Here is a 19,251-nt window from a genome sequence, read left to right on the forward strand (position 1 = left end):
GGCCTGACGGCCATTGAGCCGACAAATGACGCGCGCGGCCTTATGGTGAGCGCCATGGAAACCGCCCGACGACTGTGAACCATGGTTGACAAGCCGCTATCGATGACATACAGTGCTCCAGCATTCAGTATCCGAACCACCGACGTCTTCGACGCATGGTTTGCCGGCCTGCCGGATCGCGTCGCAAAGCGCCGCATCCAGGCACGCATCGACCGTCTCTCGATGGGCAATCCGGGCGACTGGAAGTCCGCCGGCTCGCCGGTCGTCGAAATGCGTATCGACCATGGCCCCGGCTATCGCGTCTACTACGTCCGGCGCGGAACGATCTGGGTCATCCTGCTCTGCGGCGGCGATAAATCGACGCAACAGGCCGACATACGCGCCGCGCACGCGATGCTCGCGCATCTCGACATGGAGTAATCGATGGACAAGATCAGAACCCGGCCGTGGGATTCGGCCGAACACCTGAAAACCGCGGACGACATGGCCGATTACTTCGAAGCGTGTCTGCAGGAAGCCGGCGACGATCCGGCCTTCATCGCGCACGCGCTCGGCGTCATCGCCCGCGCACACGGCATGTCGCAGGTCGCGCGCGACACGGGCCTGTCGCGCGAAGGGCTGTACAAGGCGCTGTCGCACGACGGCAACCCGAGCTTCGGCACGATCCTGAAGGTCATCAAGGCGCTCGGCCTGCAACTGCACGGCGCGAAAGCGCACGCGTGACGTGCGGGTGCACGGCATCGCGCCCTTTGCGATGCCGGCGGCCGCGTCAGTGCAGCCACCCGGCACAGCATCCGCATCAACGAGCGATGGCGGATTTGTTTCGAATGGAGCGACGATGGCCCCGCCCAGGTCGAGATCGTCGACTATCACTGACTGGAGCTTCGCATGCTCGAGAATGGAATGCGCCCGATTCATCCGGGCGAAATCCTGCGGGAAGAATTCCTCGTTCCGCTGGAACTGAGCGTCAACGCGCTGGCGCTCGCATTGAACGTGCCGGCGACGCGGTTGCACGAAATCGTCAAGGAACGGCGCGGCATCACGGCCGATACGGCCTATCGGCTCGCGCGCTACTTCGATACGTCGCCGGAATTCTGGCTGAACCTGCAAGCCGCGTACGACCTCAAGACGCTGCCGACGCGCAGCGAGATCGACCGCAAGGTCGAACCGCGCGAGCGCACGCACGCGTAGGCACGCGGTCCGCCGTTCGTTCGCGTGGCCGCGTCAGTGCAGCCACCCGGCCGCCCAGCGCGGCGCGAGCGACACCAGATACAACCCGAGCCCGATCAGCCCGCCGACCAGCGTGCCGTTGATGCGGATGTACTGCAGATCCTTGCCGATGTTCAGTTCGATCTGCCGCGACATCTCGCGCGCATCCCAGTTGCGCACCGTGTCGCGAATATGACGCATCAGGAAATCGGCGAAATCGGGCGCCATCTCGTGCACGGCCTTCTCGACGTGCTCGTTCAGCGACGCACGCAGCGCCGGGCTCTCGGCGAGCCGCGCGCCGAGCCAGCCGCCGAGCGTCGCGGCCTGCCGGTGCAGCGCCGAATCGGGGCGCGCGAGATCGGCCTTCAGCCACGCGCGCAACTGGTCCCACAAGTCGCGCACATACTCGTTGAACGCATCGCCGTCGCGAATATAGCGCTTGATCTCCTCGCCCTTCGCGATGAACGCGGGGTCGTGCTTCAGCCGCTCGGTCAGCCGCACGACCGTCCGGTCGAAGCGTTGCCGCAGCTCGTGCTCGGGGTCGGCCGCCACACCCTCCAGCACGCGGCTCACCGCGCTCGCGAGCATCCGCGCGCCGTTCTCGCCGAACCACTGCGTCGGCATGATCTTCTCGACCTTCGGGTATTGCGTCTTCAGCCATTCGACGATGAAGCCCGCGATCACCTCGCGGTTCTCTTCCTTGTCGAGCACGTCGACCACCTGGTCGATCGCGTCGTCGAGCAGCGCCTGGTGGCGGCCGTCCTTCGTCAGCGTGTCGAGGATCGCCCCGGCCGATTGCGACAGGTCGACCCGGTCGATCACCGCGCGGAACGCATCGTGGACGAACGACTGGATCCGCGCGTCGTCGGTCATGTCGAGCGCGAAGCTCATCAGCTTCGTCACGTAGCCGCCGAGCGCGTCGGTGTTCGCCGGCTCGCCGAGCCACGCGCCGAGCTTCTGCGCGGGATCGTGCTGGCGGATCTGCGCGGCGAGCGCGTCGGGGCCGAGGAATTTCTCGCGCACGAACACCGCGAGGTTGTCGGCGATCTTGTCCTTGTTCTTCGGAATGATCTCGGTGTGGCGCGACACGAACGGGATCGGCACGCGGCGAAACAGCGCGACGACCGCGAACCAGTCGGCGAGCGCGCCGACCATCGCGGCTTCGGCCACCGCCTTGAAGCCGTCGACCCACGGGCCGCGCGGCAGCAGGATGGTCGTGACGAATACCGCGACCGCGGCCAGCAGCAGCCACAGCGCGCGGCGCTTGCTTCGTTTCAGTTCGAGGGCTTTGTCTGGCGTCATGAGGGACGGGCGGATCGGCGATGTCGTTAATATCCCCGATTTCGCCGCAACCGACAAACCCGCCGACGGCGTCGGCACGCGCGGCGCACACGCGCCGTGCGTGCCGACGCTACATGAACGTCTTCAGACTGACCGCCGGATCGGCCAGCTTCACCGGATCGGGCACCGCGCCTGCCGCGATCAACCGCCGCGACGCGCCGATGTCGCGCCCGAGGTTCGCCGCGGCCACCGCGACGATCCTGCCGTCGTCGCCGAGCCCGAACACCGTGAACGGCCCGCTCGCCGGATCGCCGCGCACGACGATCGTGCGTTCGCTGCCGAACAGCCCGAGCATCTGCAGGTTGCAGTCGTACTGATCCGACCACAGCCAGGGCAACTCGGCATAGGTCTCGTCGGCGCCGAGCACGTTCGCGGCCGCGACGGCCGGCTGGTTTTCGGCCACCTGCCACGATTCGATCCGCACATGACGCCCGAGCAGCGGATTGAAGTGCATCGTCACCTCGCCCGCCGCGAAGATCGCGGCATCGGCCGTGCGACAACCTGCGTCGACGCGTATCCCGTTGTCGACGTCGAGCCCGGCCGCCTGCGCCAGCTCGACGTTGGGCATCACGCCGATACCGACCACGACGATGTCCGCCTGCACGTCGCCACGGTCGGTCTCGACGATCGCTCCACCGGCCGGCGCACGACGGATCGCGCGCGGCAGCGTCGCCATCTGAAAAACCACACCGCGCGCGTCGTGCAATTGCCGCGCATACGCGCCGACGACTTCCGGCAACGCACGCTGCAGCAAGCGCGCCGCCGGGTCGATCACCGTCACGTCGCAGCCGAGCTGGCGTGCGGCCGCCGCGACCTCGAGGCCGATGAAGCCGCCGCCGAGCACCGCCACGCGGCGCCCGGGCACAAGTTGCGCACGCAACGCACGCGCATCCGCAACGGTACGCACGTAATGCGGAACGATACCTTCGTCGACCGGACCGCCGAACATCCGCACGCGCGAGCCCGTGGCGAGCACGAGCTTCGCGTACGGCAACGTCGCACCGCCGTCGAGCCGCACACGCCGTGCATCGCGCTCGATCGCATCGACACGCGTGCCGAGCCGCAGTTCGATGCGCTGCGCGTCATACCACGCGGCATCGCGGATGAACGCACGCTGCTCGCCGCCATCGCTCAGCAGCGCATCCTTCGACAGCGCCGGCCGGTCGTACGGCAACTCGCGCTCCGCGCCGATCATCACGATGCGCGCGGCCGCGTCGCGTTCGCGCAGCGCCTCGGCCGTGCGCCGCGCCGCGTGGCCGGCGCCGACGATCACGAACGGATCAGCCGACATTGACTTCCACCTGCCCGTCGACGATCCGGATCGGATAGGTCCGCACCGGCTCGGTGATCGGCGCGCATTTCGGCGCACCGGTGCGAATGTCGATCAGCCCCTGGTGCAGCGGGCACTCGACGCAGCCGTCCTCCACATAGCCTTCTGACAGCCGCGCATGCCCGTGCGTGCAGAGGTCGTGCATCGCGAACAGTTCGTCGCCGATCCGGAACACGGCGATCGGCTTCTGGCCGGCGACGCGCGCGGCCGGTTCGTCCTCGGAGAATTCGTCGAAAGCGCCGAGCGGATGCCACTCGGCCAGCGTTGCTTCTGTCATGTCGATTCCTTGCTTCGTCAGATCGGTCAGATCGGCGTCGCGAGCAGCGTCTGCACGCGCGACGTGTCGTAGATCACGCGCTTGGTCTTGTAGCGCAGCCCGTCGGGCGTGCGCACGACCGTGTCGTAGTACTTCCCGGCCTGATACACGTTCGATTCGCCGTTGCTACGGGTCTGCACGACCACGTAGTTGCTCTCGGTGTCGATTTCGCCGTCGCGTTCGGCGACGATCGTCAGGCCCGACGTCATGTGCCGGTACGTATGCTCTTCGTAGATGTTCGCGTGCCGCAACGACACCACGCGATCGCGCAGCATCCGCTGGTTCGTGCAGTGAACGATCCCGACCGGCAGCCCGAGATCGGCGTTTTCCTTCGGCACGATTTCGTACGTGCAGTCCTCGGTGAACATTTCCGGCCAGTGTTCGAGCCGGTCGTTGTCGAGGTGCCCGATGTAGCGGTTCTGGAGCATGTAAATCTCGAACCACGTCTTCATGTCTTCCGTCATTTTCTTGCTCCTGCCTCAATAGCCCATCAGCTTCTGGTAGCCGACCCAGAACTTGCGGATCAGGCTCTCGGTGATCACCGTGTCCTGCTGTTCCGGGTTGCCGCGCGACATCTCGATCACCGACGTCGCGTCGGCATCGCGCACCGTGCCGCGCTGCACGAGCTCGGTCGCTTCCGTGTCCTCCATCGAGATATAGCCGGCCGGCCCGACGAGGTTCGCCTGCTTGATGCGCAGCGCGCGCAGCTCGGGCGTGTCGTCCGCATAACCGAAGAAGTGGAAGATCAGCTCGAAGTTGTCCGGCCCCTTCGGCAGGATCTGGCGCGCGACCAGCGTGTTGTGGATCTGCTGGATCACGAGCTGCGGGAAGATCGGTTGGATATGGTTCGTGCAGTCCTCGTCGTATTCCGACACGAGATCGAGGATCGATTCGTCTTCCAGATGGAAACCCTCGTCGAACGAACGGATGTTCTGCTGCTTGTACGCGGCCGACGTATCGTCGCCCGTCTTCGTCACCGTGATGATGCTGTGCAGCCCGTGGTTCGCGTCCGGAATCGAGCGCGCCTTCATCCCGACGCGGAAGATGTTGAAGGTCGTATGGAACAGATGCAGCATGCTCGCGTGATACGGGTCCTTCACGTTCTCCATGTACAGCTTCCAGTTCGACTTCGAATACTGGCGCGTGCAGCCGAGATACTCGATCGGCTTGTGGAAGATCCGGTCGATCCACGGGCGCATCTGCTCGCCGAGGTAGTCGGGCAGCGGCATCACGTCGTCGCTGAAGGTCGCGAACACGAGCCCGCGATAGCTGTCGACGCGCAGCTTGCGCAGCCCGTGCTGTTTCGGATCGAAATCGGCCGGCATCCCGGTCATCCCCTTCTGGCCGCGCCGGAACGGCACGCCGAGCAGGTTGCCCTGGTTGTCGAAGCTCCACTGGTGATAGACGCACGTGTGCGAGCTCGCGTTGCCGCGCGACTTGCGGCACACCTGCGCGCCACGGTGCGCGCAGCGGTTCACCCATGCGGACAGCGTGCCGTCCTCGGTACGCGTGACGACCACCGGCGTGTCGCCGACGAACGTACTCTTGAAGTCGCCGGCGTTCGGGATTTCCGCTTCGAGTGCGACGAAATTCCACGTCGGCCCGCGGAAGATGCGTTCCTGCTCGCGTTCGTAGACCGCCTGCGAGCTGAACACCTTGTACGGCACGCGCGAGCCGTCGTCGTGCGGGAAGGTCACGTCGGATGCGTCGCCGCGTGCGGCGAAAACGACGGGCGATTCTGTCTGCTCCATGTCGGACTCCTTGTCGATCCGTTGCGTTGAATGCATGGAGCCGATTTTTGAAAAGCTAATATTCGGCGTCTATCCGGAAAGTGCGATTGCGGCGGCGCAATATCCACTTTCGGCGGATTTCTGCGCTAGCATGACGGCACACGCGACCCGGCGCACGATCGCGACCCATTCGTCGGATCGAAGCGCACGTCGTTCATACCAAGGCTGAGGCCCATGTCCCCAACGTCGTTCGAGCCGCTCGCGCTACGCGCGCACCGGCTGTTCGAATCCCGCGATCTCGACGAGACGCGCGAGCGGATCTCGCGCGTGATGCAGCCGCACGCGCTGCTGCCGAGCGGCCGCGTGCACGGGGCGTCGCACATGGATTTCGTCAAGCTGGGCGGCCTCGGGATCGGCACGATCGCGTTCGGCGACGCGATGCGCGTGCAGGTCGATGCGGTCGACGGCTACTACCTGCTGATGTTTTGCCTGTCGGGCCAGGCGGAAGTGCGCGCGATGGGGCGGCAGCTCGGCGTCGACGGGCAGACCGGCGTGCTATGCGCGCCCGGCGAGCGCTTCGACGCGGTGCTGTCGGCCGATTGCGAGCAGTTCGTGCTGCGCATCGACGCGGCGACCGTCGGCTCGCTGACCGGCGACCCACGCGCGACGCTCGACCCCGTGCTGCACATCAGCGACGCCGCGCTCGCCGCGTGGCACCAGCAACTGATGCTCGTCGCGCGGTCGCCCGAGCTGCTCGAACGCGCGAACGCGAACCCGCGGGTCGCGTCGCAGCTCGAGCATCTGCTGATCGACCTGCTGATCGAAGGCCATCCGCCGTCCGTGCTGCAGGCGTCGCATCGCGACCCGGCGCCGGGCTTCGTACGGCGCGCACAGGATTTCGTCGATGCGCACTACGCACAGCCACTGCAGCTCGCCGATATCGTCCAGGCCGCCAACGTGCCCGAACGGACGCTGCGCGACGCGTTCCTGCAATTTCGCGGGATGAGCCCGATGCAATACCTGCGCGCGACGCGGCTCGCGCACGCGCGCGAACTGCTGCGCGGCGCGGCATCCGATCGGCGGATCGCCGATATCGCGCTCGACTGCGGGTTTACCCATCTCGGGCGGTTCGCGATCGCGTATCGGGAAAGGTTCGGCGAATCGCCGTCGGAGACGCTCGACGCGAAGCGTTGAGCGCACGCCCGTGCGTTTCCGGGCGGACTCGCCCGCGGCTGCGCAGGCAATTGCCCGTTACGTGGCAGGCGCGCACGACGACCGGCGGGGCCGACGATCACTGCGGTACAGCACGGCTGCTGACCGCTGCTGTGGCCGGGGCCGCCCCCGGCACGGGTTGTTGCGATGGCCCGAGCAGCGTGAGCGGCGTGAGCAGTTTGCGCCGGTTGTGCTTACGCCGGTGCCGCTCGCGTCGGCTGTGCCGTTTGCGCCGCTTCCGCAGCGCCCGCGGACGGCAATCCCGGACCATCCAGTCGCGACGACGCGCAGGCCAGCGCGCGTTCGACCTGTTCGAACATCGCCCGCGTGGCCGGACTATGCGGGCACGCGCGTAGCAGCAGTTCCAGCCATTTCAGCCGCCGCGCCAGCATCGGCACGACCATCGTACGCACGATCAGCCGCTGATCCGCGTCCGACGGATCGAAACGCGCGCACATGTCGACGAGCGCGTCGAGCGTCAGTACTGCCTGAGTCAGGTTCGTCATGGGTGTCATCGGCAGATCCACCGCCCGCATCGCCGCGGACGGATCGTGAACGTGAACGGCGAACGCGCGCGCCGGCGTGTCTGGCGCACCGGCATGCACGTCGCCACAGGGGCGGATCGCGTCGCGTTCAAAGCGCATGCCATTCGGCGGACCCACCCACTGGAGCCACAGCTGCCGGCACGCTCGGCGGCCGCACTGCCGCGGGCGGCCACGCCCGCGCCGGCGACGCAACCGCCGGCGCGGCGGGCGCGTCCGGGAAGGCACCCGCCAGCCTGAACGCCGACATCGCCGCCTGCAGATGGCCGGCCTGCTCTTCGAGCGAATGCGCGGCGGCGGCGGCCTGCTCGACGAGCGCCGCATTCTGCTGCGTCACGCCCTCCATCTGCCCGATCGCCACGTTGACCTGCTCGATCCCCTGGCTCTGCTCGCGCGACGCGGCCGCGATTTCGGCGACGATGTCGGACACCTGCTTGATCGCCTGCTTCACCTGGCCCATCGTCGCGCCCACGTCCGTGGCCTGCTGCGCGCTGTCGTGGATCATCGACACCGACGCGCCGATCAGCTCCTTGATTTCCTTCGCCGCCGCCGCCGAACGCTGCGCGAGGTTGCGCACTTCGCTCGCGACTACCGCGAAGCCGCGCCCCTGCTCGCCCGCGCGCGCCGCCTCCACGGCCGCATTGAGCGCGAGAATGTTGGTCTGGAACGCGATCCCCTCGATGACGCCCGTGATATCGGACACCTGGCTCGAGCGGTCGCTGATCTGCTCGATCGTCGCGACCATGTGCTGCACGGCGTCGTGGCCCGCATTCGCGATGCCCGTCGCACGCGTCGCGAGCGTATTCGCCTGCTGCGCGTTGTCGGCGTTCTGCTTCACGGTCTCCGTCAGTTGCGTCATGCTCGATGCGGTCTCCTCGAGCGACGCGGCCTGCTCCTCCGTGCGAGCCGACAGATCCGCATTGCCGCTCGCGATCTGGTGCGACGCGATCGCGACCGACTCCGCGCTGCGCTTGATGCCGCGCACCGTCGTGCCGAGCTGCCGGTCCATCGTCGCCAGCGCGCCGAGCAACTGGCCGAATTCGTCGTGCAAATCGATGTCGATCCGGTTGTCCAGCGTGCCGCCCGCGATTTCGTCGGCCACGCGTACGGCCTGGCCGAGCGGCGTCGAAATGTGTCGCAGCAGGTGCACGGACGCCCACGCCGCGATCAGCACGCCGGCGCCGATCAAGCCGATCGCGATCCACAGAATGGTCCTGAACGTCGACTCGCTGTCGTCGACGAACGACTTCGCCTGCTCGGCGTTCAGCGCGATGTCGTCTTCGAGCACCTGCCTGAGTTCGCCCGCGGCCGGCAGCCGGTCGATCGCCGCGTTGATCGCATCGGGGGCCGAGCCGCTCATCGCCGCGACGACGTCATTGACGCCTGCCCTGAAGCGCGGCAGCACGGCGTGGATGCGCTCGGCGATCGCGCGCTCCTTGTCGCTCGTGATCGATTCCGTGTAATAGCGGTTCCAGAGCGTATCGAGGCGGCTTTGCTCGGCACGCATCTCGTCGACGCCGCTTCGCGTGCGTACCGGGTCGCGCTCCGCCTGGATCCGACGCATCTGAAGCTGAATCCCGAGCGAGATGGCGCGAATTTCGGTCAATTCACAGATCGGCAATGTATTGCCCTGATAAGCGCGATGCAGATTCGAATTCAGCCGGGACAAACCGAATACGCCGAACACCCCGATCGCGATCATTAATGCGACGCACGACGCAAGGGTGATAAAAATCCTGAATTTTATGCTTTTGGTAAATCGACTCATTTTCACGCTCCTCCGGCTTGTCAGGTCGATGAGGAATGGCAAGCGCCGTTCCATGACCGGGGTTTACGGAAGGAAAACGAGCCGATTTAGGTATCTCGATCCGAAATAATCAAAATCGAAAATGGCAAGAATTCGAATATCCACCGCGCTTTTTGGCGATCGATATCTCATTAACAAATCTCTCTATATATTAGAGGCCGCCTTTTTCTCATTAATAATCTATCTCATTAATGGAGCTGGCATCATTCGGTCGACGACACGAGGCTGCGGCGACATGCCGAATTTCCATCCGCGGACGTAGCGCAGCTAGACCGTTAGTTGCACCGCAAGGCCGAAGCGACGTCCCGCTATGCCGCCGGCACGATCATCTCCCGCGCAATCGCGCAGAACGCCGCGGTGGCGGCGCTTTCGCCGTGCCGCCGGCGGCTCATGATGATCGGCGACGTCGCGCCCGGCTCCGGCAGCCGCCGATAGACGACGCCCTTCACGCGCACGCCCTCCACGCTCTCCGGCACCAGCGACACGCCCACCTGCGCGGCGACGAGCCCGAGCGCCGTCTGCAGTTCGCGCACCTCGTGCACGGCCGCCGGCACGACCGCACCGTCGCGCAGCGCCGACAACTGCTGATCGGCGAAGCTCGGCCGCGGCGTGCTCGGATAGACGATCATCGTCTCGTTCGCGAGATCCGCGAGCGTCAGCGGCCGGGCCGGATCGGCGAGCCGATGCCCGACCGGCAGCGCCGCGATCAGCTTCTCCTCGATCAGCGCCTCGCGCACCAGTTGGTCGTCGTCGAAGCGCAAGCGGCCGAATCCCACGTCGATCCGGCCGCCCTTCAGCGCGCCCAGCTGTTCCAGCGTGAACATTTCGATCAGCGACAGCTCGACGTCCGGCTCCGCCTCGCGAAACGCGCGGATCACGTCCGGTAGCGCGCCGTACAGCGTCGACGGCACGAAACCGATCACGATCCGCTCCGACAGTTGCGCAAGCCGCCGCGTCAGCGGCCCGAGCTCGTCGGCCTGGTCGACCAGACGTTTCGCCTGGGCATGGAACACGCGCCCGGCATCGGTCAGTTTCAGCGGCCGCGCGCCGCGCTCGAACAGCGGCAACCCGATCTCGTCCTCGATCGCCTGGATCTGGCGGCTCAGCGGCGGCTGCGTCATGTGCAGCCGCTCCGCTGCCCGCGTGATGTTCATTTCCTCGGCGACGGCGATGAAGTAACGGAGCTGACGTAATTCCATTTCATGCCTCAAAGGTATGGAAGTAGTCGGAAAGAGTGTTGGACGACGCGGGGCGGGAATTCCTACCATGTGCACCAACAGGAGGAATCGCATGATAGCAACTGCCGCCACCATCGAACGCATCGAGACATTATTGGTCGACGTGCCGACGATCAGGCCCCACAAACTGTCGGTCGCCACGATGAATTGCCAGACCCTCGTGCTGGTCCGAATTCGATGCACGGACGGTATCGAAGGCGTCGGGGAGGCGACGACCATCGGCGGTCTCGCCTATGGCGAGGAGAGCCCGGAAAGCATCAAGGTCAACCTCGACACCTACTTCGCACCGCTGCTGCAAGGCATGGACGCGACGCGCCCGGGCGCCGCGATGGCGCGTGCGCGCAAATTGTTCCAGGGCAACCGCTTCGCGAAGTGCGCGATCGAGACCGCGCTGTTCGACGCGCAGGCGCAGCGTCTCGGCGTACCGCTGTCCGAACTGTTCGGCGGGCGCCGGACCGATGCGGTCGACGTCGCGTGGACGCTCGCGAGCGGCGACACGCAGCGCGACATCGCGGAAGCCGAAGCGATGCTCGAAGCCCGCCGCCATCGCGCGTTCAAGCTGAAGATCGGCTCGAACGCGGTCGCCGACGACGTGGCCCACGTGGTCGCGATCAAGCGCGCGCTCGGCGAGCGCGGCGACGTGCGGGTCGACGTGAACCAGGCATGGAGCGAAACCGATGCGATCTGGGCCGGCGCGCGGCTCGCCGACGCCGGCGTGAGTCTCGTCGAGCAGCCGATCGCCGCGACCAACCGCGCGGGGCTGAGACGCCTCACTCAGCTCGCGCAGGTGCCGATCATGGCCGACGAGGCGCTGCACGGCCCCGTCGACGCGTTCGCGCTCGCGCAGGATCGCGCGGCCGACGTGTTCGCGGTGAAGATCGCGCAATCGGGCGGCCTGCAGGGCGCGGCGAGCGTCGCGTCGATCGCCGCGGCGGCCGGTATCGAACTGTACGGCGGCACGATGCTCGAAGGCGCGGCCGGCACGATGGCGTCCGCGCAACTGTTCAGCACGTTCGACTCGCTGAAATGGGGCACCGAACTGTTCGGCCCGCTGCTGCTCACCGAGGAGATCCTCGTCGAGCCGCTGCGCTACCAGGATTTCAAGCTGCATCTGCCGGCGACGCCCGGCCTCGGCCTCACCTTCGACTGGGCCCGCATCGAACGAATGCGACGCGACGCCCGCTGATCCCCACACGACAACCGAAACCGGAGACACAGATGAACAAGCAAGCCATCGACGCACTGCTGAAGACCTTCGACGACGCCGCCGAGAAGCCCGGCAACCCGCGCGTACGCGCGATCGTCAACCGGATCGTGAAGGACCTCTGCTACACGATCGAGGATTTCGACGTGCAGCCGAGCGAATTCTGGACGGCCCTGAACTACCTGAACGAAGCCGGCCGCGAATTCGGATTGATCGCCGCGGGCCTCGGCCTCGAGCGCTTCCTCGACGTGCGGATGGACGAGGCCGAGGAAAAGGCCGGCATCCAGGGCGGCACGCCGCGCACGATCGAAGGGCCGCTGTACGTCGCCGGCGCGCCGGAATCGGTCGGCCATGCGCGTCTGGACGACGGCACCGATCCGGGCCAGACGCTGATCATGCGCGGCCGGGTGCTCGGCCAGGACGGCGCGCCGCTCGCGAACGCGCTGGTCGAGGTGTGGCATGCGAACCACCTGGGCAATTACTCGTACTTCGACCCGTCGCAGCCCGCGTTCAACCTGCGCCGCTCGATCCGCACCGATGCCGAAGGCCGTTACAGCTTCCGCAGCGTGCTGCCGGTCGGCTACAGCGTGCCGCCGGGCAGCAAGACCGAGCAACTGCTCGATCAGCTCGGCCGCCACGGCCATCGTCCGGCGCACATTCACTTCTTCGTTTCCGCGGACGGTTATCGTAAGCTGACGACGCAGATCAACATCGACGGCGATCCGCATCTGTGGGACGACTTCGCGTTCGCGACGCGCGACGGGTTGATCCCGCCGGTCAGGCAGGCGGAAGGCGCGGAAGGCAAGCCGTACGGCGTCGACGGCCAGTTCGCGCTGATCGACTTCGATTTCTCGCTGCTCAAGGAAAAGCAGGACGTGCCGGGGAGCGAAGTGGAGCGGCCCCGCGCGCAGGCGTGAGCGCCCGTCCCGTTCGACGAATCGACAACGCAAGGAGTGCAGGATGCTGTTTCATGTGGAAATGACCGTTCGCCTGCCGGCGGACATGGATCCGGTCAAGGCCGCCACGCTGAAGGCGGAAGAAAAGGCGATGTGCCAGCGGCTGATGAACGACGGGACCTGGCGTCATCTGTGGCGGATCGCCGGGCAGTATGCCAACGTCAGTATCTTCGACGTCGAAAGCGTGCAGCAGCTGCATGACGTGCTGAGTCAGCTGCCGCTGTTTCCGTATATGGAGATGGAGGTGCGGGCGCTGTGCCGGCATCCTTCGTCGGTGCGGGAAGACGATCGGTAAGCAACGACGAATCGCGGCCGCGACCCACGGCCGCGCGATGCCATGAGATGCACGACCCGGGCGGCCAGCGATGTCACGCAGGCCGCCCGGGTCTTTTGCGTTTTGCGCTTGGCGTTTTGTGTTCGGCGGCGGTCATCCGTGCCGCCCCGCATCAGGAGGCGCAGTCACCATCAGGCGGTCAAATGCACCGCGAACCCCACCTTCCCCGGCGCGATCTCCTCTTTCAGCGTCAACGCCGGAATCTCGTAATCGCCCGCGTTCTGCCGGCGGAACGGAATCGGCGGCGTGGTCCACAGATCGTCGAGACGCCGGCCGAGCGCCGCGCGCGTTTCGTCGAAGCGCGCGGCATTCATCTTGCCCGTCTGATAGATCACGAACGGCGGCAGCACGTCGAACCCCGGGTAATACAGCACCCCGTGCTGGATCGGGAACAGCACGTCGTCGATCGGTCCGTTGATGCCGCGCGGGCTGTAGTGCGACTCCCAGCCGCCCGTCGTGACGACCACCATCGCCCGCTTGCCGGCCAGCGAGCCTTCGCCGTAGCGGTCGCCCCAGTGCGTATCGGAATGTTCGCCGACGCCGTAGGCAAAACCGTACGCGTACACGCGCTCGAACCAGCCCTTCATGATCGCCGGCATCGAGAACCACCACAGCGGAAACTGCAGGATCACCGCGTCGGCCCACTTCAGCTTGTCCTGCTCGCGCGCGATGTCTTCGCTCTGCGTGCCCGCCGCGAACGCGCGCTTCGAATCGAGCGCCGGATCGAAGCGTGTGTCGGGCGCACGATCGGTCACGTCGTTCGCATCGAATGCCGCCTTCCAGTTCATCGCATACAGGTCGGTCACCTGCACCGCGTGGCCGGCCGCTTCGAGATGACCGACGGCGAAGTCGCGCAGCGCGCCGTTCAGCGAACGCGGCTCCGGATGGGCATAGACGATCAGCACATTCATGTTCGGTACTCCGTGGATTGAATTGACTGACTGCAGGATGCCGTTGCCGCAGGTATATTGGAAATGAATTTCCGATATTCCAGGTATAGCCATGAATAATCTCAGAAGGCTCGATCTGAACCTGCTCGTCACGCTGGACGTGCTGCTCGCCGAGCACAACGTCACGCGCGCGGCCGAGAAGTTGAACATGTCGCAGCCATCGGTCAGCGTGCAGTTGCAGAAACTGCGCGACGTGTTCGGCGATCCGCTGCTGCTGCCGGGGCCGCGCGGGATGCGGCCGACCGCACGTGCGGAAGCGCTGCGCGAGCCGTTGCGCGACGTGCTCGAAGCGGTCGAGCGCATGGTGCTCCCGGCCGCGCCGTTCGATCCCGCGACCGCGACGAACACATGGCGCGTGGCCGCGACCGACTACGGCGAATCGACGATCGTGCTGCCCGCGCTGCGCACGCTGCGTTCGATCGCGCCCGGCACGCGGCTGGCCGTCATCGAGCTCGTGCCGCCGCGCATCGAGCAGGATACCGAACGAAACGGCATCGACCTCGCGTTCCATATGACCGAAGCGTCGCCGCCGGGCATGCGGCGCCTGCCGCTGTTCGTCGAGCGTTACGTGCTGATCGGCCGTGCCGGTCATCCGAAGCTGAAGCGGCGCCCCACGCTCGCGCAGTTCGGCGCGCTCGAGCACGTGATCGTGTCGCCGGACGGCGGCGGCTTCCTCGGCGTGACGGACGAAGCGCTCGCGAAGGTGGGTGCCGCGCGGCGCGTCGTGCTGTCGGTGCCGCACTTCCTGTTCGTGATGTCGGCCGTCGCGAGCACCGACCTCGTCGCGATGCTGCCCGAGCGGCTGGTGCGCGACGTGCCCGCGCTGCGCGTGGTGGACGCACCGGTCGAGGTGCCCGGCTATGAAATGTCGATGCTGTGGCACGAGCGCGTGCATCGCGATCCGGCGCATCGATGGCTGCGCGAAACCATCGCGGCGGCGGTGTAGATCGAATCCGGCGGCCGGATCCGGCGCGGCAAGGAACGGGCATGCTGGACGGCGCCCGGCGGCCGGCGTCGATCGGCTTCGTCATGACCGCGTCGCCCTTCGATGCGATTCTTCATCGGCGACTTGAAACCGCCTCGAACACTGTATATATTTACAGTGCTTTTGAACCATTTGACCCGAATTCCGTCACCCATCGACGGACGGACTTTTGTGAGGCGACCATGTTCCAGTCATCCGCATTCGATCCCGAGCAACCCGGCTTCAACCCGAGCCACTTCGAGCGCGCCGCGCGGCAGGCGGTCGTCGATCTTCAGCGCGTCGTCGGCGCGCCCGCCCAGCGGGCGCTCGGCCTGCGGCGGCGCAGCCATCCGGCGGCGGTCCGCACGATGAGCTGGCAGGCGCTGTTGAATGTCGAGGAGCTGGCGTTCTCGAACGCCGGTTTCCTGAACCGCAACGATCCGACCGTCGTCGACGCGTTCATCCGGCTGCGCGACAGCCGGATGGTCGCGGCGGACATCGAGGAAGCCGTCGACTGGAAACGCGACGACGACGATCTGCCGGCCGTCTATCTGATCGTCAAGGCAATGCTCGAAGCGGAAGAGACCGAGACGCAACGCGTCGAGATGGAGTAACGACGGCCGGCGCGGCCTTCCCTTCCGGTCAGGGCCACGCCGGTGCAAACGCGGATTCCCGGGGCAGCACACGCCATCGCGGCCACGCGCCGCCGCGTCATCGCATCATCGGGCATCCGCCCCGTCAGAGCCGCGCCGCGAGCCGTGAGCCCTGATCGATCGCGCGCTTCGCATCGAGTTCGGCGGCCAGTTCCGCGCCGCCGATCAGATGCACCGAGCGCCCGGCGGCCTGCAACGGCGCGAGCAACGCACGTTGCGGCTCCTGCCCCGTGCAGAGCACGATCGTGTCGGCTTCGATCAGTTCGTGATCGGTGCGCTGCTCGCCGTACGACACATGCAGCCCGCGCGCATCGATCAGCTCGTAGTTCACGCCGCCGATCATCTTCACCTGCTTCATTTTCAGCGTCGCACGGTGAATCCAGCCGGTCGTCTTGCCGAGCCCCTTGCCGAGCGGGGCGGCCTTGCGCTGCAGCAGCGTCACTTCACGCGCCGGCGCCGACACCTGTGCACGCGTCACGCCGCCGCGCGTCGCGGCCGGGTCGGTCACGCCCCACTCCGCTTTCCATGCTTCGAGATCGAGCGCCGGCGATTCGCCGTCCTGCACCAGATATTCGGCGACGTCGAAGCCGATTCCGCCCGCGCCCACCACCGCGACGCGCCGGCCCACCGGCTGCCTGCCTGCGAGCACGTCGATATAGCTGAGCACGTTCGGCCCGTCCTGCCCCGGAATCTTCGGGTCGCGCGGCGCGACGCCGGTCGCGAGCACGATCTCGTCGTAGCCGCCCGCGATCAGGTCGCTCGCGTCGACGCGGCGGTTCAGGTGCAGCTTCACGCCGGTCAGCTCGACCTGCCTGCCGAAGTAGCTCAGTGCTTCGCGAAACTCCTCCTTGCCCGGAATCCGCTTCGCCATGTTGAACTGGCCGCCGATCTCGGCGGCGCCGTCGAACAGGTCGACCTGATGGCCGCGCTGCGCGAGTACCGTCGAGCATGCAAGCCCGGCCGGCCCCGCGCCGACCACCGCGATGCGCTTCGGCTGCGGCGCGGGCGTGTATTTCAGCTCCGTCTCGTGGCACGCGCGCGGGTTCAGCAGGCACGACGCGATTCGGTTCTTGAACGCGTGATCGAGGCACGCCTGGTTGCAGCCGATGCAGGTGTTGATCTCGTCGGCACGGCCCTGTGCGGCCTTGACGACGAACTCGGCATCCGCGAGCAGCGGGCGCGCCATCGACACCATGTCCGCGCAGCCGTCCGCGAGAATCTGCTCGGCCACTTCGGGCCGGTTGATCCGGTTGGTCGTCACGAGCGGGATGCCGACCTCGCCCTTCATCTTCTTCGTCACCCACGCGAACGCGCCACGCGGCACCGACGTCGCGATCGTCGGCACGCGCGCCTCATGCCAGCCGATCCCCGTGTTGATGAGGGTCGCGCCCGCCCGCTCGACCGCCTTTGCGAGCTGCACGGTTTCGCTCCAGTCGCTGCCGTCCGGAATCAGGTCGAGCATCGACAGCCGGTAGATCAGGATGAAATCGCGGCCGACCGCTTCGCGCGTGCGCTCGATGATCTCGATCGGCAAGCGAATGCGGTTCTCGTACGAACCGCCCCACTGGTCGGCGCGCTTGTTCGTGTGCATCGAGATGAACTGGTTGATCAGGTAGCCCTCGGAGCCCATGATCTCGACGCCGTCGTAACCAGCTTCGCGTGCCAGCTTCGCGCAGCGCACGAACGCGCGGATCTGCCGCTCGACGCCGCGCGCGCTCAGTTCGTGCGGCGCGAACGGCGAGATCGGCGATTTGATCTTCGACGGCGCGACCGCGAACGGGTGATAACCGTAGCGGCCCGTATGCAGGATCTGCAGCGCGATCTTGCCGTCCTCCGCATGCACGGCGCCGGTGATCTCGCGATGCCGGCGCGCGGCGGCCGACGTCATCAGCGTGCCGCCGAACGGCTTGGTCCAGCCGGCCACGTTCGGCGCGAAGCCGCCCGTCACGATCAGGCCGACGCCGCCGCGCGCACGCTCGGCGAAATATTCGGCGAGGCGCGGCAGCGTCTTGCGGCTGTCCTCGAGGCCCGTATGCATCGAGCCCATCAGCACGCGATTCTTCAGCGTCGTGAAGCCGAGATCGAGCGGTGCGAGCAGGTGGGGAAAGGGAGTCGTCATGATGTCGGCCAATAAGCGATGCCTGCCATCGTAGGCGCGCGCCGCCTTGAACGTGAGGGGGCAAACAGCCATAATGCTTGTCATTTCCGGCCAAATCGACATGACTTCCCCGTCTCGCAAGGACCGCCTCGGGCTGCGCCGGCCGACGATTCCGGTCGCCTATACGCGCCTGCTGCTGCAGGCGCTGGCCGCACGCGGCGTCGATCTGGCCGCCGTGCGTGCCGGCACGGGCCTGCGCGACGCGGTGCTGGCCGAACCGGACGCACGCGTCGCGCCGTCGCAATGGGGGCGGCTCGTGCTCAACGCGATCGAAATCGGCGGCGATCCGGGCATCGGGCTCGCGTTCGGGCTGCTGCTGAAGCCGACCGTGCACGGCTTTCTCGGCTACGCGACGCTGACCGCGCGGGACATCCGCGAAGCGCTGTCGGTCACGCAGCGCTACTTCCGGATGCGCAATCGCCAATACCGGCTGACCTATGCGGAAGACGAACGCGGCGCGACGCTCGAACTGCACGGCGTGCAGGCGAACCCCGTGCTGCAGCACCACGTGATGTTCGAATTCGTGCTGACGGGGCTCGCGCAGAACATCTCGCAATGGTCCGGCCGCGACGCGCCGCCGATCGAGCTGCGGTTCGCGTGGCCGGAGCCGGCTTATTTCGCGCGGTATCGCCACCAGTTGCCGCCCGTGGCATTCGGCTGCGCGGCGAATGCGCTGTGGATCGCACGCGACGCGCTCGACTGGCCGCTGCCGCTCGCCGACGAAGTCGCGCACCGGCAGGCGCTCGTGCAGGTCGAGCACGAATATGCGCAGGTGCGTCAGGAGGAAGGCGATCTGGTCGAGCGCGTGCGGGCGGAACTGGCGCGTGCAGCCGGCGATTATCCGGGGCCGGACACGCTCGCCGACGCGCTGCTCGTGTCGACGCGCACGCTGCGGCGCCGGCTGGAGGAAGCCGGATCGAGCTATCGGCGCTTGCTCGACGAAGCGCGGTTTCGGGATGCAAAGCAGTTGCTCGCCGCGTCGGATCTCGACCTGAAAACGATCGCCGAACGGCTGCAATTCACCGACCCGGCGAATTTCACGCGCGCGTTCCGACGCTGGGCCGGGCAGACGCCGAGCGCGTATCGGGAAGCAGCGGCCGGCGTAGTCGTGTCGGCGGCAACCGGAGCATGGGTGCGCGAATAGCGCCGGGCCGTCGACGAAAGGGGGGCGGCTGCGGCTACGCGCGGTCTTCAGCGTCGCACGCCGCGCAACCCGTCGCCCGCAATACCGGAGGGTCGGCGAAGCCGTTGGCGTATGATGGGCGCCACATCAAAACGACACCGCACGGACCGGCGCCCTCCCCGAC

20 protein-coding genes are annotated in these 19,251 nt (G+C 66.8%); 10 read left to right on the top strand and 10 right to left on the bottom strand.

Features of this window, described 5'->3' with window-relative positions; all coding sequences use genetic code 11:
• The first annotated feature begins 102 nt into the window (after positions 1–102).
• The 3 genes from HWX09_RS07310 (at position 103) to HWX09_RS07320 (ending at position 1,191) form a co-directional block, all read left to right on the top strand.
• On the top strand, positions 103–420 hold the full coding sequence (locus HWX09_RS07310) for a type II toxin-antitoxin system RelE/ParE family toxin (RefSeq protein ID WP_051421365.1): 318 nt from the start codon (positions 103–105) through the stop codon (positions 418–420).
• 3 nt (positions 421–423) lie between these two features.
• Positions 424–723, top strand: coding sequence for an addiction module antidote protein (locus HWX09_RS07315; protein WP_027782467.1), 300 nt, complete (start codon positions 424–426; stop codon positions 721–723).
• A 165-nt stretch (positions 724–888) separates the two neighbouring features.
• Positions 889–1,191, top strand: a complete 303-nt coding sequence (locus tag HWX09_RS07320) for a HigA family addiction module antitoxin (RefSeq protein WP_027782466.1) — start codon at positions 889–891, stop codon at positions 1,189–1,191.
• Between the two features lie 33 nt (positions 1,192–1,224).
• Here HWX09_RS07320 and HWX09_RS07325 read toward each other — a convergent pair whose 3' ends face one another.
• From HWX09_RS07325 to andAc, 5 genes are all read right to left on the bottom strand, one after another.
• Positions 1,225–2,511, bottom strand: a complete 1,287-nt coding sequence (locus HWX09_RS07325; RefSeq protein ID WP_027782465.1) for a DUF445 domain-containing protein — start codon at positions 2,509–2,511, stop codon at positions 1,225–1,227.
• Positions 2,512–2,620: 109 nt separating this feature from the next.
• Positions 2,621–3,841, bottom strand: a complete 1,221-nt coding sequence (andAa, locus tag HWX09_RS07330; RefSeq protein ID WP_027782464.1) for an anthranilate 1,2-dioxygenase system ferredoxin--NAD(+) reductase — start codon at positions 3,839–3,841, stop codon at positions 2,621–2,623.
• Positions 3,831–4,157 (bottom strand): anthranilate 1,2-dioxygenase ferredoxin subunit AndAb, encoded by a 327-nt coding sequence (andAb, locus tag HWX09_RS07335; protein WP_006479527.1) that lies wholly within the window; start codon positions 4,155–4,157, stop codon positions 3,831–3,833. Before andAb ends, andAa begins: the two co-directional genes overlap by 11 nt.
• 26 nt (positions 4,158–4,183) lie before the next feature.
• Positions 4,184–4,660 carry an anthranilate 1,2-dioxygenase small subunit AndAd gene (andAd, locus tag HWX09_RS07340; protein WP_006490977.1) on the bottom strand — a complete coding sequence of 159 codons (477 nt, stop codon included), beginning with the start codon at positions 4,658–4,660 and terminating at the stop codon, positions 4,184–4,186.
• Between the two features lie 15 nt (positions 4,661–4,675).
• Entirely contained in the window at positions 4,676–5,947 is a 1,272-nt protein-coding gene (gene andAc / locus HWX09_RS07345; protein ID WP_027782463.1) for an anthranilate 1,2-dioxygenase large subunit AndAc, read from the bottom strand.
• A gap of 213 nt (positions 5,948–6,160) precedes the next feature.
• On the opposite strand from andAc, the gene andR reads away from it, so the two are divergent.
• Positions 6,161–7,120, top strand: a complete 960-nt coding sequence (gene andR / locus HWX09_RS07350; RefSeq protein ID WP_027782462.1) for an anthranilate 1,2-dioxygenase regulatory protein AndR — start codon at positions 6,161–6,163, stop codon at positions 7,118–7,120.
• Positions 7,121–7,332: 212 nt separating this feature from the next.
• Here andR and HWX09_RS07355 read toward each other — a convergent pair whose 3' ends face one another.
• From HWX09_RS07355 to HWX09_RS07365, 3 genes are all read right to left on the bottom strand, one after another.
• Positions 7,333–7,644 (bottom strand): hypothetical protein, encoded by a 312-nt coding sequence (locus HWX09_RS07355; protein ID WP_027782461.1) that lies wholly within the window; start codon positions 7,642–7,644, stop codon positions 7,333–7,335.
• A gap of 127 nt (positions 7,645–7,771) precedes the next feature.
• On the bottom strand, positions 7,772–9,448 hold the full coding sequence (locus HWX09_RS07360; RefSeq protein ID WP_027782460.1) for a methyl-accepting chemotaxis protein: 1,677 nt from the start codon (positions 9,446–9,448) through the stop codon (positions 7,772–7,774).
• 347 nt (positions 9,449–9,795) lie between these two features.
• Positions 9,796–10,686, bottom strand: a complete 891-nt coding sequence (locus tag HWX09_RS07365) for a LysR family transcriptional regulator (RefSeq protein ID WP_027782459.1) — start codon at positions 10,684–10,686, stop codon at positions 9,796–9,798.
• A gap of 91 nt (positions 10,687–10,777) precedes the next feature.
• Between HWX09_RS07365 and HWX09_RS07370 the strand changes: the two genes are divergently transcribed.
• Genes HWX09_RS07370 through catC form a run of 3 tightly spaced genes read left to right on the top strand, consistent with a single transcriptional unit; the run spans position 10,778 to position 13,180 of the window.
• Positions 10,778–11,911 (top strand): muconate/chloromuconate family cycloisomerase, encoded by a 1,134-nt coding sequence (locus HWX09_RS07370; protein WP_027782458.1) that lies wholly within the window; start codon positions 10,778–10,780, stop codon positions 11,909–11,911.
• A gap of 32 nt (positions 11,912–11,943) precedes the next feature.
• On the top strand, positions 11,944–12,846 hold the full coding sequence (catA, locus tag HWX09_RS07375; protein ID WP_027782457.1) for a catechol 1,2-dioxygenase: 903 nt from the start codon (positions 11,944–11,946) through the stop codon (positions 12,844–12,846).
• Positions 12,847–12,889: 43 nt separating this feature from the next.
• Complete coding sequence (gene catC, locus HWX09_RS07380) at positions 12,890–13,180, top strand: muconolactone Delta-isomerase (protein WP_027782456.1); 291 nt, start codon at positions 12,890–12,892, stop codon at positions 13,178–13,180.
• Positions 13,181–13,350: 170 nt separating this feature from the next.
• Here the strand turns inward: catC and HWX09_RS07385 are convergent, their stop codons facing one another.
• Positions 13,351–14,130 (bottom strand): NAD(P)H-dependent oxidoreductase, encoded by a 780-nt coding sequence (locus tag HWX09_RS07385; protein WP_027782455.1) that lies wholly within the window; start codon positions 14,128–14,130, stop codon positions 13,351–13,353.
• A 91-nt stretch (positions 14,131–14,221) separates the two neighbouring features.
• Here HWX09_RS07385 and HWX09_RS07390 point away from each other — a divergent pair, with 91 nt between their 5' ends.
• Positions 14,222–15,115, top strand: coding sequence for a LysR family transcriptional regulator (locus HWX09_RS07390; protein WP_027782454.1), 894 nt, complete (start codon positions 14,222–14,224; stop codon positions 15,113–15,115).
• Positions 15,116–15,336: 221 nt separating this feature from the next.
• A complete protein-coding gene (locus HWX09_RS07395; RefSeq protein WP_027782453.1) occupies positions 15,337–15,747 on the top strand; it encodes a DUF2471 family protein in 411 nt (136 codons plus the stop codon).
• Positions 15,748–15,871: 124 nt separating this feature from the next.
• On the opposite strand, the gene HWX09_RS07400 is transcribed toward HWX09_RS07395, so the two are convergent.
• The gene (locus tag HWX09_RS07400; protein ID WP_027782452.1) at positions 15,872–17,905 is read right to left on the bottom strand and encodes an NADPH-dependent 2,4-dienoyl-CoA reductase; all 2,034 of its coding nucleotides are present in this window, start codon (positions 17,903–17,905) and stop codon (positions 15,872–15,874) included.
• A gap of 73 nt (positions 17,906–17,978) precedes the next feature.
• On the opposite strand from HWX09_RS07400, the gene HWX09_RS07405 reads away from it, so the two are divergent.
• The gene (locus tag HWX09_RS07405) at positions 17,979–19,088 is read left to right on the top strand and encodes an AraC family transcriptional regulator (RefSeq protein WP_051421342.1); all 1,110 of its coding nucleotides are present in this window, start codon (positions 17,979–17,981) and stop codon (positions 19,086–19,088) included.
• Positions 19,089–19,251: the final 163 nt, after the last annotated feature.

It is taken from the genome of Burkholderia sp. BCC1208, from assembly GCF_902833095.1.
Taxonomy (GTDB): domain Bacteria; phylum Pseudomonadota; class Gammaproteobacteria; order Burkholderiales; family Burkholderiaceae; genus Burkholderia.